This window comes from Rhodopseudomonas rhenobacensis (genome assembly GCF_014203125.1).
Lineage (GTDB): Bacteria > Pseudomonadota > Alphaproteobacteria > Rhizobiales > Xanthobacteraceae > Rhodopseudomonas_A > Rhodopseudomonas_A rhenobacensis.
Genome location: NZ_JACHIH010000011.1, coordinates 65,441 through 80,088 on the forward strand (window position 1 = coordinate 65,441; position 14,648 = coordinate 80,088).

14 protein-coding genes are annotated in these 14,648 nt (G+C 66.4%); 6 read left to right on the top strand and 8 right to left on the bottom strand.

The window, feature by feature from the left end; all coding sequences use genetic code 11:
• Nucleotides 1-36: 36 nt before the first annotated feature.
• Together HNR60_RS10815 and HNR60_RS10820 are read right to left on the bottom strand one after the other, a co-directional pair.
• Nucleotides 37-687 carry a 3-oxoacid CoA-transferase subunit B gene (locus HNR60_RS10815; RefSeq protein ID WP_184257259.1) on the bottom strand — a complete coding sequence of 217 codons (651 nt, stop codon included), beginning with the start codon at nt 685-687 and terminating at the stop codon, nt 37-39.
• A complete protein-coding gene (locus HNR60_RS10820; RefSeq protein ID WP_184257261.1) occupies nt 687-1,424 on the bottom strand; it encodes a CoA transferase subunit A in 738 nt (245 codons plus the stop codon). Before HNR60_RS10820 ends, HNR60_RS10815 begins: the two co-directional genes overlap by 1 nt.
• Before the next feature lie 376 nt (nt 1,425-1,800).
• Here HNR60_RS10820 and HNR60_RS10825 point away from each other — a divergent pair, with 376 nt between their 5' ends.
• Together HNR60_RS10825 and HNR60_RS10830 are read left to right on the top strand one after the other, a co-directional pair.
• Nucleotides 1,801-3,735, top strand: coding sequence for an AsmA family protein (locus tag HNR60_RS10825; protein ID WP_184257263.1), 1,935 nt, complete (start codon nt 1,801-1,803; stop codon nt 3,733-3,735).
• Nucleotides 3,736-3,799: 64 nt separating this feature from the next.
• Entirely contained in the window at nt 3,800-4,138 is a 339-nt protein-coding gene (locus HNR60_RS10830; RefSeq protein ID WP_246432900.1) for a hypothetical protein, read from the top strand.
• Nucleotides 4,139-4,181: 43 nt separating this feature from the next.
• On the opposite strand, the gene HNR60_RS10835 is transcribed toward HNR60_RS10830, so the two are convergent.
• From HNR60_RS10835 to HNR60_RS10850, 4 genes are all read right to left on the bottom strand, one after another.
• The gene (locus HNR60_RS10835) at nt 4,182-4,991 is read right to left on the bottom strand and encodes an ABC transporter permease (protein WP_184257265.1); all 810 of its coding nucleotides are present in this window, start codon (nt 4,989-4,991) and stop codon (nt 4,182-4,184) included.
• Complete coding sequence (locus HNR60_RS10840; RefSeq protein ID WP_184257267.1) at nt 4,991-5,905, bottom strand: ABC transporter permease; 915 nt, start codon at nt 5,903-5,905, stop codon at nt 4,991-4,993. The genes HNR60_RS10835 and HNR60_RS10840 overlap by 1 nt, the downstream gene beginning before the upstream one ends.
• A complete protein-coding gene (locus tag HNR60_RS10845; protein WP_184257269.1) occupies nt 5,902-7,047 on the bottom strand; it encodes an ABC transporter ATP-binding protein in 1,146 nt (381 codons plus the stop codon). Before HNR60_RS10845 ends, HNR60_RS10840 begins: the two co-directional genes overlap by 4 nt.
• A gap of 108 nt (nt 7,048-7,155) precedes the next feature.
• Nucleotides 7,156-9,840, bottom strand: coding sequence for a sensor domain-containing protein (locus tag HNR60_RS10850; protein ID WP_184257271.1), 2,685 nt, complete (start codon nt 9,838-9,840; stop codon nt 7,156-7,158).
• A gap of 225 nt (nt 9,841-10,065) precedes the next feature.
• Here HNR60_RS10850 and HNR60_RS10855 point away from each other — a divergent pair, with 225 nt between their 5' ends.
• Nucleotides 10,066-11,184, top strand: a complete 1,119-nt coding sequence (locus HNR60_RS10855; RefSeq protein WP_184257273.1) for an NAD(P)/FAD-dependent oxidoreductase — start codon at nt 10,066-10,068, stop codon at nt 11,182-11,184.
• A 221-nt stretch (nt 11,185-11,405) separates the two neighbouring features.
• On the opposite strand, the gene HNR60_RS10860 is transcribed toward HNR60_RS10855, so the two are convergent.
• On the bottom strand, nt 11,406-11,588 hold the full coding sequence (locus tag HNR60_RS10860; RefSeq protein ID WP_184257275.1) for a YdcH family protein: 183 nt from the start codon (nt 11,586-11,588) through the stop codon (nt 11,406-11,408).
• A gap of 350 nt (nt 11,589-11,938) precedes the next feature.
• Here HNR60_RS10860 and HNR60_RS10865 point away from each other — a divergent pair, with 350 nt between their 5' ends.
• Nucleotides 11,939-12,145, top strand: a complete 207-nt coding sequence (locus HNR60_RS10865) for a YdcH family protein (protein WP_011474365.1) — start codon at nt 11,939-11,941, stop codon at nt 12,143-12,145.
• Here the strand turns inward: HNR60_RS10865 and HNR60_RS10870 are convergent.
• The gene (locus HNR60_RS10870; protein WP_184257277.1) at nt 12,135-12,821 is read right to left on the bottom strand and encodes a GGDEF domain-containing protein; all 687 of its coding nucleotides are present in this window, start codon (nt 12,819-12,821) and stop codon (nt 12,135-12,137) included. The genes HNR60_RS10865 and HNR60_RS10870 overlap by 11 nt on opposite strands.
• 120 nt (nt 12,822-12,941) lie before the next feature.
• On the opposite strand from HNR60_RS10870, the gene purE reads away from it, so the two are divergent.
• Nucleotides 12,942-13,430 carry a 5-(carboxyamino)imidazole ribonucleotide mutase gene (gene purE / locus HNR60_RS10875; RefSeq protein WP_184257279.1) on the top strand — a complete coding sequence of 163 codons (489 nt, stop codon included), beginning with the start codon at nt 12,942-12,944 and terminating at the stop codon, nt 13,428-13,430.
• Nucleotides 13,427-14,527 (top strand): 5-(carboxyamino)imidazole ribonucleotide synthase, encoded by a 1,101-nt coding sequence (locus tag HNR60_RS10880; RefSeq protein WP_184257281.1) that lies wholly within the window; start codon nt 13,427-13,429, stop codon nt 14,525-14,527. The genes purE and HNR60_RS10880 overlap by 4 nt, the downstream gene beginning before the upstream one ends.
• Nucleotides 14,528-14,648 lie beyond the last annotated feature (121 nt).

Sequence of the window (14,648 nt, forward strand, 5' to 3'; positions counted from 1 at the left end):
GGAAGCCGGCCCCCCCCCCCCCCGCAGACCACCGCCTCACGCGTTCTGCAGCGCCACGCGATAGTCGGCCTCGGTATTGGCCTTGACGTCGTCGAGCGTCACGCCGTCGGCGAGTTCGATCAGCGCCATGCCGTCGTTGCCGTGCTTGTCGATGGTGAACACCGCCAAATCAGTGACCACCATGTCGACCACGCGCTCGCCGGTCAGCGGCAGGTTGCAGCGCTTCAGCAGCTTGGGGCCGTCCTTGGCGGAATGCTCCATCACCACCACGACGCGCTTGACGCCGGCGACCAGGTCCATCGCGCCGCCCATGCCCTTGACCATCTTGCCGGGGATCATCCAGTTGGCGAGGTCGCCGTTCTGCGCCACCTGCATCGCGCCCAGGATCGACAGGTCGATATGGCCGCCGCGCACCATGCCGAAAGAGTCCGCGCTGGAGAAGTAGCTGGTCGACGGCAGTTCGGTGACGGTCTGCTTGCCGGCGTTGATCAGGTCGGGATCTTCTTCGCCCTCATAGGGGAACGGCCCCATGCCGAGCATGCCGTTCTCGCTCTGCAGCACCACGTCGACGCCTTCGGGGATGTAGTTCGACACCAGCGTCGGAATCCCGATGCCGAGATTGACGTAGAAACCGTCGCGCAATTCACGGGCGGCACGCGCCGCCATCTGTTCACGAGTCCAGGCCATCAGACTTCTTCTCCACATCCGGCGGGGACGGCCGGGTCGGTGCGCTTACGGGTGGTGCGTTGCTCGATGTGCTTCTTGGCGCTGCCGACCTCGACGATGCGCTGCACGAAGATGCCCGGCGTATGGATGTGGTCGGGATCGATCTCGCCCTCCGGCACCAGCTGCTCGACCTCGGCGACGGTGACCTTGGCGGCGGTGGCCATCATCGGGTTGAAGTTGCGCGCGGTCTTGCGGTAGACGAGATTGCCCGCGGTATCGCCCTTCCAGGCGTGGACGATGGCGATATCGCCGAACAGCCCGCGCTCCATGATGTATTTCTCGCCGTCGAATTCCTTCTCTTCCTTGCCCTCGGCGATCAGCGTGCCGACCCCGGTCTTGGTGTAGAAGGCGGGAATGCCGGCGCCGCCGGCGCGGATCCGCTCGGCCAAAGTGCCCTGCGGGGCGAATTCCAATTCCAGCTCGCCGGCCAGGAACTGCTGCGCGAACAGCTTGTTCTCGCCGACATAGGACGAGATCATCTTCTTGATCTGGCGCGTTTCGAGGAGCCGGCTGAGGCCGACGCCGTCGACGCCGGCATTGTTGGAGACCACGGTGAGGTTCTTCACGCCGGAATCGCGGATCGCGTCGGACAGCCATTCGGCGATGCCGCACAGGCCGAAGCCGCCGGACATGATCATGATGCCGTCTTTGAGGAGGCCGTCGAGGGCCGCGTGGGCGTCGGGGTAGACCTTGTTCATGTTGCTAAGACCTGATGCAGGAGAAGGCAGAGGGCAGAGGGCGAAGGTTGCCCGCGTGGCGGTGCAGAACCGCGCCTGGTGCCCAAAACGGACGGTCTCAAGCCACGTTCCGAACCAGACCACGCTGAACGACAGGTGTCCTGGTATCCTTAGAAAGGCGAGTTGCAGGCAGCCGAGGCGATGAAACGAAGACGCATTAACCTCTTATGTTGCGACTAATAAGCGAAATTGTCTTGACCCGTCAATTGCGACATCGGCGTGGATGGCGGGCCGCACGGCCTTGAAAGCGTCAAGAAAACCCATCAAGTTGGCGGCCTCGGCCGAGGCCCCCGCGCCTGCCCGTCTTGCTCACCTTCAACCGGATATGTCACTGGCGATGGCCCAAGGAATCAGACGCTTGGGGATGTCGGTCGCGGTCCTGCTCGGCCTGGCCCTCGTCGCGCTGTTCGCGACCTCGGGCCTGCTCGACCGCGAGGCGCTGCGCGATGCGGTGGAGGCGCAGATCCGGGCGGTCAGCGGCCTGGAGATGGTGGTCAACGGCGACATCGAGGTCTCGGTGTTCCCGGCCAGCCACGTCTCGTTCCACGACGTCGACCTGAAAAGCCCCGGCACCGACGGCCCGGCGCTGCGCGCTGCGGTGCTGACCGGCAATCTGCGGCTGCTGCCGCTGTTGCTGCGGCGGTTCGAGATCGCCGACATCGTGCTGTCGCGGCCGAACATCCGGATCGACCGCGCCGCCGACGGCTCCAGCAACTGGACGCCGTTCATCGACACCCTGACCCACACCATGCGTCCCGGCGCCGACAACCCGATGTCGTTTTCCGAGATCCGCCTCGAGGACGGCGAGATCAGCTATCTCGACGCGGCCAGCCACGCCGCCGAGACCATCGGCAAGATCGACCTGTCGCTGGCCTGGCCGTCGATCTCGCGCACCTTCGCGGCCACCGGGCAGTTCGACTGGCGCGGCGAACGGCTCGACGGCAGCATCAGCGTCAACGACTTTCTCGCCGCGCTGTCCGGCGAGCGCTCCGGGCTGAAAGTCCGCATCGCCGGCGCCCCGTTGAAGCTGGCCTTCGACGGCGCCATCGCCAATCGCGCCAGCCTGATGCTGGAAGGCACGCTGAGCGCCGACGCCGCCTCGCTGCGCAACGCGCTGCGCTGGGCCGGCCAGGAGCCGCCCGGCGTCGGCGGCTTCGGCCCGTTCGCGTTGAAGGCCCGCGCCAGCGTGGTCGGCCCCCAGGTGGCGCTGACCAACGTCAACATCGAGCTCGACAAGAACGTCGCCGAGGGCGTCATCACCTACGCCAATAACGGCCGGCAGTCGCTGCAGGCGACGCTGGCCGCCGGCGCGCTCGACTTCACGCCGTACCTCTCGACGATCCGGCTGCTGGCCTCCGGCGCGCGCGACTGGAATCGGCAATTGTTCGACCTCGGCGCCGTCAATCCGATCGATCTCGACATGCGGATGTCGGCGGCCAAGCTGACGATCGGCTCCTCGACGCTGGGGCGCACCGCGCTCGGCGCCAATCTGCGCGGCGGCACGCTGGCGCTCAGCATCGGCGAAGCGCAGATCTACGGCGGCATCGCCAAGGGCTCGTTCGGCATCTCGCGGTCGGACACCGTTGCCGACGTCAAGGCGCAGTTTCAATTCGTCGACGTCGACCTGATGGCCTGCGCCAGCGACCTGTTCGGAGTGCGCAAGCTGTCGGGCCGCGGCAATCTCACCGTCGCGCTGGAGGCCTCCGGATCGAGCCCGTTCGGGCTGGCGCAATCGCTCGACGGCACCGCGAGTCTCACCGGGCACGACGGCGCGATCACCGGCTTCAACGTCGAGCAGTTGCTGAAGCGGCTGGAGCGGCGTCCGCTGTCCGGCGGCGGCAATTTCCGCAGCGGCCAGACGCCGTTCGACACGCTGAATATCGGGCTGCGGTTTCACGACGGCGTCGCCACCGCCGAGGACATCCGCATCGAGGGACCGGCGGCGCGGATCTCGCTGACCGGCACCGCCTCGGTGCCGGCGCGCGAATTCGACCTCAAGGGCACCGCCAGCCTGGCCTCGGTGGCCGGCGCCCCGCCCGGCTTCGACCTGCCCTTCGTGGTGCAGGGGCCGTGGGACGATCCGTTGATCTTCCCCGATCCGGAGAGCCTGATCCGCCGCTCGCCGGCCTCGGCACCGCTGCTCGACGCCGTCAAGGACCGCAAGACCCGCGACGCGGTGCGCTCGGTGCTGGAGCGCTTCACCGGGCAGAAGAAGGCCGAGCCGGACGCGGCGATCACGCCGCCGGCCGAAGCCGAGCCGAAGCCGAACTGAGCGTTGCCGTGCTGGGACCTGTGCATCTCAGGGGATGCTACGAGCGAACCCGGAGATTCGCATCATGAAGGGCTTTCTGGCCGTGTTCAGCGGCGCATTGTTTCTGGTGTCGGCATGGGTGGGGGTGCGCGCAGAAATGAGCGCGCGCAGATACTTTCCGCCCTCATTCGCAGATGAGCTTTCGTCGCGATACTTCATGCAATACGTGCTGTTCGATCGGACGATACCCCTGGAAATCCGGCGGCGCTTTGCGGTTTCCTCGGCGCTAGCGATCATGGCCTTCGCGGGCTTTGCCGCGGTGGCCTACCTCTCCGACAATTTTGTCATCGCTGTGCTTTTGCTTCTGATCTCTGGTTACGCGGTCGCGAACATCGTTGTGCAGTGGCGCAGAGCGAGGCGGTAGCGGACTGTCGGGGTCGGGCCACCGCCAAAGCCGCGCAACCGTCTCACATCGGCGCGGCGCTGTCGGCCCTGGCATTGGACAGCTTCGACGCCAGCGAGGCGACGATGATCAGCAGCGTGACCGCGGCGATGATCAGCGTGCAGATCGCGTTGATCTCCGGCTTCACGCCGAGCCGCACCTCGGAATAGATCCGAATCGGCAGCGTCGCCGAGCCCGGTCCGGTGGTGAAGCTGGCGATCACCAGATCGTCGAGCGACAGCGTGAAGGCGAGCATCCAGCCCGCCGCGATCGCAGGCGCAATCAGCGGCAGCGTCACAGCGACGAAGGCGCGCAGCGGCGTGCAGCCGAGGTCCATCGCAGCTTCCTCCAGGCTGCGGTCGAGCGCGCCCAGCCGCGACTGCACCACCACCGCGACGAAGCACATCGTCAGCGTGGTGTGGGCGATGGTCACGGTCCAGAAGCCGCGCTCGGCATTGAGCGCCACGAACAGCAACAGCAGCGACAGCCCGGTGATCACTTCCGGCATCACCAGCGGCGCATAGAGCATGCCGGAGAACAGCGTGCGGCCGCGGAAATGCCCGCCGCGCGCCAACGCCACCGCGGCCAGCGTGCCGATCACCGTCGCCGCGGTCGCAGAAGCCAGCGCCACGCGAAAACTCATCCACGCCGCCGCCAGCATCGCCTGGTCGTTGAAGAATTCGGCGTACCAGCGCGTCGACCAGCCGCCCCACACCGTCACCAGCCGCGAGCCGTTGAACGAGTAGATCACCAGGATCACGATCGGCAGATAGAGAAACGCCAGCCCGAAGGCGAGCGAGGCGATGTTGAAGCGGGAGAGTCGCACGCGCCCCATCACCGCCCGCCTTCCAATTGCCGGCGCTGCAGCCGCTCATAGGCGAGCAGCGGCAGCAGCAAGAGCGCCAGCAGCAACACCGCCAAAGCCGAAGCCACCGGCCAGTCCTTGTTGGTGAAGAACTCCAGCCACAGCGTCTGCCCGATCATCATCGAGTCCGAGCCCGCGAGCAGATCCGGAATCACGAATTCGCCGACGATCGGGATGAAGCACAGCAGCACGCCGGCGCCGATGCCGGGCAGCGACAGCGGCCAGGTCACCAGCCAGAATGCGCGGCGCGGCGAGGCGCCGAGGTCTTGCGCGGCCTCCAGCAGCGACGGCGGGATCTTCGAAAGCGTCGCGTAGAGCGGCAGGATCATGAAGGGCAGATAGGAATACACCAGGCCGAGCATCATCGCGGAATCGGTCGACAGCCACACCACCGGCGCCGACACCAGATGCAGCCCCAGCAGTATCTGGTTGAGCAGCCCGTCATGCTGCAGGATGTTGATCCAGGCATAGATCCGGATCAGGAACGAGGTCCAGAACGGGATGATCACCAGCATCATCGCCAAGGCCTGCCAGCGCCGCGGCAGCCGCGCCATCGCGTAGGCGATCGGATAGCCGATCATGAGCAGCAGCGCGGTCGCGGCGGCGGCGACCGCCAGGCTGCGCAGGTAGGAGCGCCAATACAGATCGTCGGCGAACAGCAGCTTGAAATTGTCCAGCGACAACGCGGCGAACGCCGCCTGCAGCGCCTCCCAGCCGGCGCCGAGATCGAACAGCGGCAGATAGGGCGGCTGCGCGATCGCCGCCTGCGACAAACTGATTTTCACCACGAAGCCGAACGGCACCAGGAAGAACAGCAGCATCCAGAGCAACGGCGCGATCGACGCCAGCCGCGCCGGACGGGTGAACATCCGCCGCGCGCTCATCGCGGCAACACCACGCAATCGTCGGGCGAAAACCACGCCACCACGTGCTGGCCGCGGGAAAAATCGTCGACCTCGACGCGGGCCACATTGGCGAGCGTAGCGCGCAACGTCGCGCCGGCGTCGAGCTTCACCGTGTAGCTGGTCAGCCCGCCGAGATAGCTGAGATCGCTGACCACGCCGTCCCGCCGGTTGAGCCCGGCGGCGGCATCAGCGACCGGGCCGCGGCGCGACAGCCGGATCTTTTCCGGGCGGATCGCCACGCTGACCGCGCTGTTGATGTCCACCTTCTGCCGCGGCGGCGCCACGCTCAGCGTCGCCGCATCCTGTGTGGTCACGGTCAGCCGATGCGGGTCCTGCTCGGCCACGGTGCCGTCGAGGATGTTGACGTCGCCGACGAACTCGGCGACCCAGCGCGACGCCGGCGCCTCGTAGAGCTGCCGCGGCGCCGCCACCTGTTCGAGCCGGCCCGCCGACATCACGCCGATGCGGTCGGCGACCGTCATCGCCTCGTCCTGGTCGTGGGTGACGATCACGAAAGTAGTGCCGAGCCGCCGTTGCAGCTCGATCAGTTCGCGCTGGGTGCTTTCCCGCAGCTTCTTGTCGAGCGCCGCCAGCGGCTCATCGAGCAGCAGCAACTTCGGCCTTAGCGCCAGCGCGCGGGCCAAGGCGACGCGCTGCTGCTGGCCGCCGGAGAGCTGATCGGGGCGGCGATGCGCGAGCCCCTCGAGGCGCACCAGCGCCAGCATTTCGGCGATCCGCGCCTTGACCTCGGCGCGCTTCAGCCCGGCTCGTTTCAGCCCGAAGGCGATGTTGGCCTTGACGGTGAGGTGCGGAAACAGCGCGTAGTTCTGGAACATCATGTTGACCGGGCGCCGATGCGGCAACACGGAAGCAACGTCCTCGCCGTCGAGCAGGATGCGGCCGCGGTCCGGCGTCTCGAAGCCGGCCAGCATCCGCAACAGCGTGGTCTTGCCGCAGCCCGACGGGCCGAGCAGCGCGAAAAACTCGCCGGCCTTGATGTCGAGCGACAGCCCGTCGACCGCTTTGAAGCCGCCGAATTTTTTCTCGACCGCTTCGATCCGCAGCAGCGGCGCCTGGGACGCCGCTAGAGCTGCGTCGGTCGTGGCATGGTGATCCGTCATCGCAACAGCCAACCCCCGGCGCCTAGGCTAGCCACGGATCGCGGACGGCTCAACCTTTGCGCCGGCGCAGCCACAGCTTTGTGCTGAACGCGCCGCGAGGGCGCGCCGTCAGCTGGCGCGCGAAATCGCCAGCCGCGGGCCGCTGAGCCCGACCAGCCGGGCATATTGCTCGATCGGCGCCGGCTTGCCGATGAAATAGCCCTGCACGGCGTCGCAGCCTTCGGCGACCAGGAAGTCGAGCTGCTGCTGGGTCTCGACGCCCTCGGCGACGATCGACACGCCGAGCCCGTGGCCGAGCCCGATCACCGCGCGGACGATCGCCGCGGATTGCGGGTTGTGGCCGAGGTTCATGACGAAGGCGCGGTCGATCTTGATCTTGTCGAACGGGAACGCCTGCAGATAGGTCAGCGACGAGTAGCCGGAGCCGAAATCGTCCATCGAGATCCGCACCCCGAGCCCGGTCAGCCGGCGCAGCAGCGACAGCCCGCGGTCGAAATCCTCGATCAGCACGCCCTCGGTGATTTCCAATTCCAGCCGGCTCGGCTTCAATCCGGTTTCCAGCAGGATGCCATGCACCGCGCTCACCAGATCGCTGTTGAGAAATTGCGCCGGCGACAAATTGACCGCGATCTGCAGCGGCTTGCTCCAGGAGGCGGCCTCCTGGCAGGCCTCGCGCAAAATCCATTCGCCCATTTCGACGATCAGCCCGCTCTCTTCGGCGAGCGGAATGAAGTCGCTCGGCGGCACGAAGCCGCGGGTCGGATGAAACCAGCGCGCCAGCGCCTCGAAGCCGACGAAATCCTCGCTGCCGACCCGGCTGCAGCCGTTGGCCTGCGGCTGGTAGTGCAGCGACAACTCGCCGTTCTTGATCGCGGCGGACAGGTCCTGATGCAGCACGCGGCGGTCGCGGATCTGCCGATCCATCTCGGGTTCGTACAGGCTGACCGAGCCGCGCAGTTTCGCCTTGGCGCGAAACAGCGCCGCGCCGGCATTGGAGAGCAGCGAGGCGGCGTCGGCGCCGTTGGCCGGAAACACCGCGACGCCGGTGGTGACGCCGATCCGCACCTGCTTGCCGTCGATCAGGAAGCCGCCGGCCACCGCCTTGGCGAGCTCGTCGGCCAGATCCAGCGCCGCCGCCGGCTGCGGCCCGTCGATGATCAGCCCGAATTCGTCGCCGCTGAGCCGCGACACCACGCCGCCGCGCGACGACAGCTGGATGCAGCGCGCGACCTCGACCAACAGCTTGTCGCCGATGGCGTGGCCGAACACGTCGTTGATCTCCTTGAGCCCGTCGAGATCGACCGACAGCACGGCGAATTCCTCGGGGGTGTCGCGGCAAGCCTCGATCATCTGCGCCAGCGCCTGCAGGAACGCGGCGCGGTTCGGCAGATCGGTCAGCGCGTCGTGGTAGGCCATATGCGCCATCCGCGCTTCGGTCTGCCGCCGGTCGGTGATGTCCTCGTGGGTCTTGATCAGATATTGCGGCGCGCCCTCGCCGTCGACCACGGTGACGCGGCGGGTGAGGAACAGCCGCAACCCGTCCTTGGTGCTGATCGGGTGCTCTTCGGTCATCAGTTCGCCGCGGCGCACCGCGTTGGCGTCGCGCTCGGCGATCAGCTTAGCTTCCTTGGGATTGAAGATGTCCAGCGCCGACAGCCCGATGGCGTCCTCGCGGCGGCGGTTCAGGATCGTCTCGGCGCCGCGATTGGCGAACAGATAGCGGCCGTCCTGCGCGCACTGCACGGTCAGCGAGATCGGCACGTTGTCGACCACCAGCTCGAGGAATTTCTTGGTGCTGACCAGTTCGCGCGACAGCGAGCGCCGCTCGGTGACGTCCTCGAACAGCGCGATCAGGAATTCCGGCCGGTTCTTGTCGTCGCAGGCCACCACGCGCCTGGTGTCGATGACGCGGTCGGGGCCGCCGCCGACCTCGACCGTCAATTCGGCGCGCAACGGCTCCGGCGAGGCCAGCGCGGCGCGATCGGCTTCGCTGATGGTGTCGGCGGTGGCGGCGGAAAACAATTCGCTGGTGCGCCTGCCGAGTATGCGCTCGCGCGGCATCCCGGAGAAATGTTCGAAGGCGCGGTTGGCGAGGATGTAGCGGCCGTCCTCCATCGACTTCGCCGCGACGCAGACCGGGATGTTGTCGATCACCGACTCAAGGAACTGCTTGGCGGTTGCGAGCTCCCGGGACATCTGCAACTGCGTGGTGCAATCCTCGTGGGTGGCGATCGAGCCGCCATTGGCGAGCCGCGAGAACTTCACCTGGATCGAGCGGCCGTCGGGCAGATCGGCGATGTGTCCGGTCGGCGTCGAGGCGGTGCGATAGAATTCGTCGGTGGCGAGATCCAGCATGCCGCGGCTGCGGCGCAGGTCGAGCAGCTGATCGCCGGTGACGATCGCGGCGACGTCCGAGCGCTTCAGCCCGTAGATCTGCAGATAGCGGTCGTTGAGGAACATCACCCGGCCGCGGGCGTCGACCATGACGATGCCCTGGTTGAGGCTGTTCAGCGCGGTTGCGACGAACACGCCGCGGCGATGATGCGCGCTGCGGATCCGGCGCACGCTCGACATCGCCCAGATCGCGATCGAGGCCAGGAACGACACCGCGATCAGCCCGCCGATCAGCAACTCCCAGATGATCTGGGGATCGAACGATCCGATATAGCTCGCCGGACTGAATTCCGGCGCCGCCATCGCCGGACTGGAGGTCGGAGCAGTCATCACGAGACAGCCACCAATCGACGCAGCGAGTCGAGATAGGCCGCCCACCTTCCAATTGTTGCCAGCCATAAACCACCCGGGTATTTACGCCTGGAGAATTACGCGGAACGAGTGTGAATCGCGTAAACGTGCGATGATACAACCGTATCAGAGGGCATAAATTCAGCTGATTGCCGTGACGTGGTTAATGCATTGCTAACCGCTTGCCGATTGCCTTGAAATGAGGCGCTGCGGGAGCGGCGCGGGCACTCGGCGAGCGCGGCAATGCGCAACGTCTGGCTTGATGGACTGCCAATGGACAGTGTGGAATGCGTCGTGGTCGGCGCCGGGGTGGTGGGACTCGCGATCGCGCGGCGCCTGGCGCGCGCCGGGCTCGAGGTGATCGTGCTGGAAGCCGCCGAAACCATCGGCACTGTCACCTCGTCGCGCAACAGCGAGGTGATTCACGCCGGAATCTATTATCCGTCGGGCAGCCTGATGGCGCGGCTGTGCGTCAGCGGCCGCCGCGCGCTTTACGATTACTGCCGCGACCACGGCGTGCCGCACCGCGCCTGCGGCAAGCTGATCGTCGCCACCGCGGCGGCGGAAGTCGACAAGCTGCAATCGATCCGCGCCCACGCCGAATGCAACGGCGTCGACGACATGCAGGCGCTGGACGCCGATGCGGCGCGCGCGCTGGAGCCGGCGCTGCAGTGTGCCGCCGCGCTGTTGTCGCCGTCGACCGGCATCATCGACAGCCACGCGCTGATGCTTTCGCTGCGCGGCGACGCCGAAGACGCCGGCGCGGCGCTGGCGTTTCATGCGCCGCTGTTGCGCGCCCGGGTGATCGCCGACGGCTTCGAACTCGACGTCGGCGGCGACGCCGCGATGACGCTGCAATGCCGGCTGCTGATCAACGCCGCCGGACTTGCCGCCTGCACGGTGGCGCGCAACATCGATGCGATGCCGATCGACCGCATCCCGCCGGCCTATTACGCCAAGGGCAATTACTTCAGCTGCGGCGCGCGGGCGCCGTTCAGCCGGCTGATCTATCCGGTGCCGGAGCCCGGCGGGCTTGGCGTGCATCTGACGTTGGATCTCGCCGGCCAGGCCAGGTTCGGTCCGGACGTGGAATGGATCGACAGCATCGACTATCGCGTCGATCCGGCGCGCGCCGAACGGTTCTATCCGGCGATCCGCCGCTATTGGCCGGGGCTGCCGGACGGCGCGCTGATGCCCGGCTATTCCGGCATCCGGCCGAAGATCGTGCCGCGCGCGGTGGCGGTGCAGGACTTTATGATTCAGGGCGCCGCGCAGCACGGCGTCGCCGGGCTGGTCAATCTGTTCGGCATCGAATCGCCGGGGCTGACCTCGTGCCTGGCGATCGCCGACCTGGTCGGCGATCTCGCCACCAGTACGGCTGAGGCCGCGTGAATTCTGAAGAGTTTGAGTTATGAAAGGGAAGTGCGCGAGCCGCGTTGGAAAAGTGTCGTCGGTGAAAGCTGCCAGGCCCGGCGACAAGATGTCGAGGCGGCGCTTTTGGCTTGCCCGATGCGAGGTCGCGCAAGTGATGCTGCGGATCACAGATCAGATCACTTGCGCGATAGGTCCGCTGGCGGTGTCCGCCGGACTCTTAGTTGTACGAGATTTCTACTCTAGTGCAGCGTGTCGACACTTTGCCGCAGGCGCGCGATCTGGTCTCGGACCATCAATTTACGGCGCTTCAATTCAACAATTCGCAGGTCGTCGGTGGAAAGATGAACAAGAGCGTCGTGCAGTTCGGTCTCCAAAACCTGATGTTTACGTTCCAATTCAACGAGATGCGCTTGAAGAGCCATACCAAACCTCCTGGGTGCGATTGAACCTCAGACGTGATCCGGATCATGAAGCTTACATGACCTGTTGGAGCTGTCGATAGGTATTCGAAACCGGCGGCTTAGTATTTGTCGATCGCCTGCAACGAATTGTGAATGTTCGCCCCCTTACCTAAGTGCAAAATGAGACATAACGCTTGCCCGACAGGGTTAGTCGGCCTCGGTGTTCCACGAGGTCGCGGTTGCAAAAACTATTCGACCAAGACGAATAGTCGCAGCGGGCTTGCGACTTGCTACCTCGGCCCGCAAAGGCGATATTCCCTCCGATCCACAGTCCTCTCGCGACGCTTCGCGATTTCAAGTCAATCGAAATCATGACCGACGAAGATGAGCGCGAACTCGGCGCCGAGCTCGCAAAGCTGCAACAGGAACACCGCGATCTCGACGCGGCGATCGATGCCTTGCACCATTCGCCCGCGCCCGATCTGTTGCGGCTGCAGCGGCTGAAGAAACGCAAGCTCAGCCTGCGCGACCGCATCGCCTTCATCGAAGATCAGATCACCCCGGACATCATCGCGTAAGCACAGCGGGCGCATCGGCGCGCTGCCGATGCCGGATCGCCTTGCGCGCATACATCGCGCGGTCGGCGGCGGCCAGCGCGTCGCGGGCGTCGGTGCCCGGCCCCAGCGTGGCGACGCCGGCCGAAATCCCGGTGCCGGCGGCGCGGCCGGCAAACGCGAAGCGCAGGCCGTCGACCGCGGCTTCCAGCGCCTCGGCTTTGGCCTTGGCGTCGGCCTCGGTGAGATTCCACAACAGCAGCACGAATTCGTCGCCGCCGAGCCGCGCCACGACGTCGGACGCCCGGACATGGCGCAGCAGCACCGCGACCACCGCCTTGAGCACTTCGTCGCCGGCGGCATGGCCGAAGCTGTCGTTGATCGGCTTCAGGTGATCGACGTCCAGCATGATCAGCGCGCCGCTGGCGTGGTAGCGCTCGATATAGGCGATCGCGCGCCCCAGTTCCCGTTCGAAGCCGCGGCGGTTGAGGATGTCGAGCAGGAAGTCGGTGTCGGCGGAGGCCCGCAGCTCGTCGAGCCGGGCCTGCGCCGCGGCGAGCTGCGCCTTGAGGCGACGGTTTTCCAGCTGCGCGGCCTTCAGCCGCGCCGCCAAGCCGGCGTCGGCCGGGTTTGCCGTTTTTGTGGGCTGGCGGCGGCTGCCGGCTTTTCGAGCATCCGGGTCGCTGGATTTCTTGCGCATGGAATCAAGACTTGCCGCTATTGACCAAGAAAGGATAGTCCATTCCGGGCCCCTTGCCAGCCGCCACCCCGGCCCGGTAATTTCCAGCTATCTTTTTGGATTCTCGAAAGAATCGATTGAATGACCTACCCCGTCGCGATCATCATGGGAAGCCAGTCCGACTGGGAGACCATGCGCCATGCCGCCGACACGCTGTCGGCGCTGGGCGTTCTGCACAAGGCCCATATCGTGTCTGCGCACCGCACGCCGGACCGGCTGTATGCGTTCGCCAAGGGCGCCAAGGCGGCCGGCTACAGCATCGTGATCGCCGGCGCCGGCGGCGCCGCGCACCTGCCCGGCATGGCCGCGGCGCTGACCGAGCTGCCGGTGCTCGGCGTTCCAATGGAATCGAAGTCGCTGTCGGGCGTGGATTCGCTGTATTCGATCGTGCAGATGCCGGCCGGCATCCCGGTCGGCACGCTGGCGATCGGCAAGGCCGGCGCGATCAACGCGGCGCTGCTCGCCGCCAGCATTCTGGCGCTGAACGACGCGGCGCTTGCCGCGCGGCTTGCGGCCTGGCGGGCGGAGCAAACCGCGTCGATTCGTGAGCAGCCGGAGGACTTGGCGTGAGTGGGTTGCAACGCGTCACGCTGAAGCCCGGCGACACCATCGGAATTCTCGGCGGCGGCCAGCTCGGCCGGATGCTGGCGCTGGCCGCGGCGCGGCTCGGGCTGAAGTGCCAAGTGTTCTCGCCGGACCCGGATTCGCCGGCGTTCGACGTCGTGCAATACGCCACCTGCGCCGAATATGCCGAGGTCGAGGCGCTGGAACTGTTCGCCAACGACGTCGACGTCATCACCTATGAGTTCGAGAACATCCCCTCCTCGGTGGCGGCGATCCTGGCGTCGCGCCGGCCGGTGGTGCCGGATCCCAAGATCCTGGAGCTGACCCAGGACCGGCTGATGGAGAAGGATTTCGTCACCCGGCTCGGCATCCCGACCGCCGCCTATGCGGACGTCAGCTCGCTACAGACGCTGCGCGACGCGGTGGCGCGGATCGGCCTGCCGGCGGTGATCAAGACCCGCCGCTTCGGCTATGACGGCAAGGGCCAGGCGATCATCCGCGAAGGCTGTGACCTCGACGCGGTGTGGGCCGAACTCGACACCCGCGCGGCGATCCTCGAGGCATTCGTGCCGTTCGAGCGGGAAATCTCGGTGATCGCCGCGCGTGGCTATGACGGCCAGGTGGTGTGCTACGACGTCACCGAGAACCAGCACCGCAATCACATCCTGAACGTGTCGCGCGTGCCGGCGGCGATCTCCGAGGAGCTGGCGGCGCGGGCCTGCGGCATCGCCGAAACCATCGCCAATGCGCTCGGCTATGTCGGGGTGCTGGCGGTGGAACTGTTCGTGGCGCCCGGCCCCGACGGCCCGGTGCTGCTGGTCAACGAGGTCGCGCCGCGGGTGCATAATTCCGGGCACTGGACGCTGGACGGCGCCTCCGTGTCGCAATTCGAGCAGCACATCCGCGCGGTGGCCGGCTGGCCGCTGGCGCAGCCCGTCCGCTACGGCGCCGTCACCATGACCAACCTGATCGGCGACGAAATCCACGACTACGCCAAATGGCTGTCGCAGCCCGGCGCCACCGTGCATCTGTACGGCAAACGCAACGCCCGGCCGGGCCGCAAGATGGGGCATGTCACCGTGGTGGAGCCCGAGAAATCCTGATTTGCGGGCGCCGCGGCGGTGCACAGTCCACGAAAGATTGCGCTTCTAAGGTGGACTTTGCTGTTTTGATCTGATACATCCGCGCCCTTAAGGTTGAGGGCATGGCCTTTGTCGGCCCTTC

Coding starts and splice junctions, on each gene's coding strand:
- HNR60_RS10815 (WP_184257259.1), bottom strand. CDS start 687: ATGGCCTGGACTCGTGAACAGATGGCGGCGCGTGCCGCCCGTGAATTG.
- HNR60_RS10820 (WP_184257261.1), bottom strand. CDS start 1,424: ATGAACAAGGTCTACCCCGACGCCCACGCGGCCCTCGACGGCCTCCTC.
- HNR60_RS10825 (WP_184257263.1), top strand. CDS start 1,801: ATGGCCCAAGGAATCAGACGCTTGGGGATGTCGGTCGCGGTCCTGCTC.
- HNR60_RS10830 (WP_246432900.1), top strand. CDS start 3,800: ATGAAGGGCTTTCTGGCCGTGTTCAGCGGCGCATTGTTTCTGGTGTCG.
- HNR60_RS10835 (WP_184257265.1), bottom strand. CDS start 4,991: ATGGGGCGCGTGCGACTCTCCCGCTTCAACATCGCCTCGCTCGCCTTC.
- HNR60_RS10840 (WP_184257267.1), bottom strand. CDS start 5,905: ATGAGCGCGCGGCGGATGTTCACCCGTCCGGCGCGGCTGGCGTCGATC.
- HNR60_RS10845 (WP_184257269.1), bottom strand. CDS start 7,047: ATGACGGATCACCATGCCACGACCGACGCAGCTCTAGCGGCGTCCCAG.
- HNR60_RS10850 (WP_184257271.1), bottom strand. CDS start 9,840: ATGGCTGGCAACAATTGGAAGGTGGGCGGCCTATCTCGACTCGCTGCG.
- HNR60_RS10855 (WP_184257273.1), top strand. CDS start 10,066: ATGGACAGTGTGGAATGCGTCGTGGTCGGCGCCGGGGTGGTGGGACTC.
- HNR60_RS10860 (WP_184257275.1), bottom strand. CDS start 11,588: ATGGCTCTTCAAGCGCATCTCGTTGAATTGGAACGTAAACATCAGGTT.
- HNR60_RS10865 (WP_011474365.1), top strand. CDS start 11,939: ATGACCGACGAAGATGAGCGCGAACTCGGCGCCGAGCTCGCAAAGCTG.
- HNR60_RS10870 (WP_184257277.1), bottom strand. CDS start 12,821: ATGCGCAAGAAATCCAGCGACCCGGATGCTCGAAAAGCCGGCAGCCGC.
- purE (WP_184257279.1), top strand. CDS start 12,942: ATGACCTACCCCGTCGCGATCATCATGGGAAGCCAGTCCGACTGGGAG.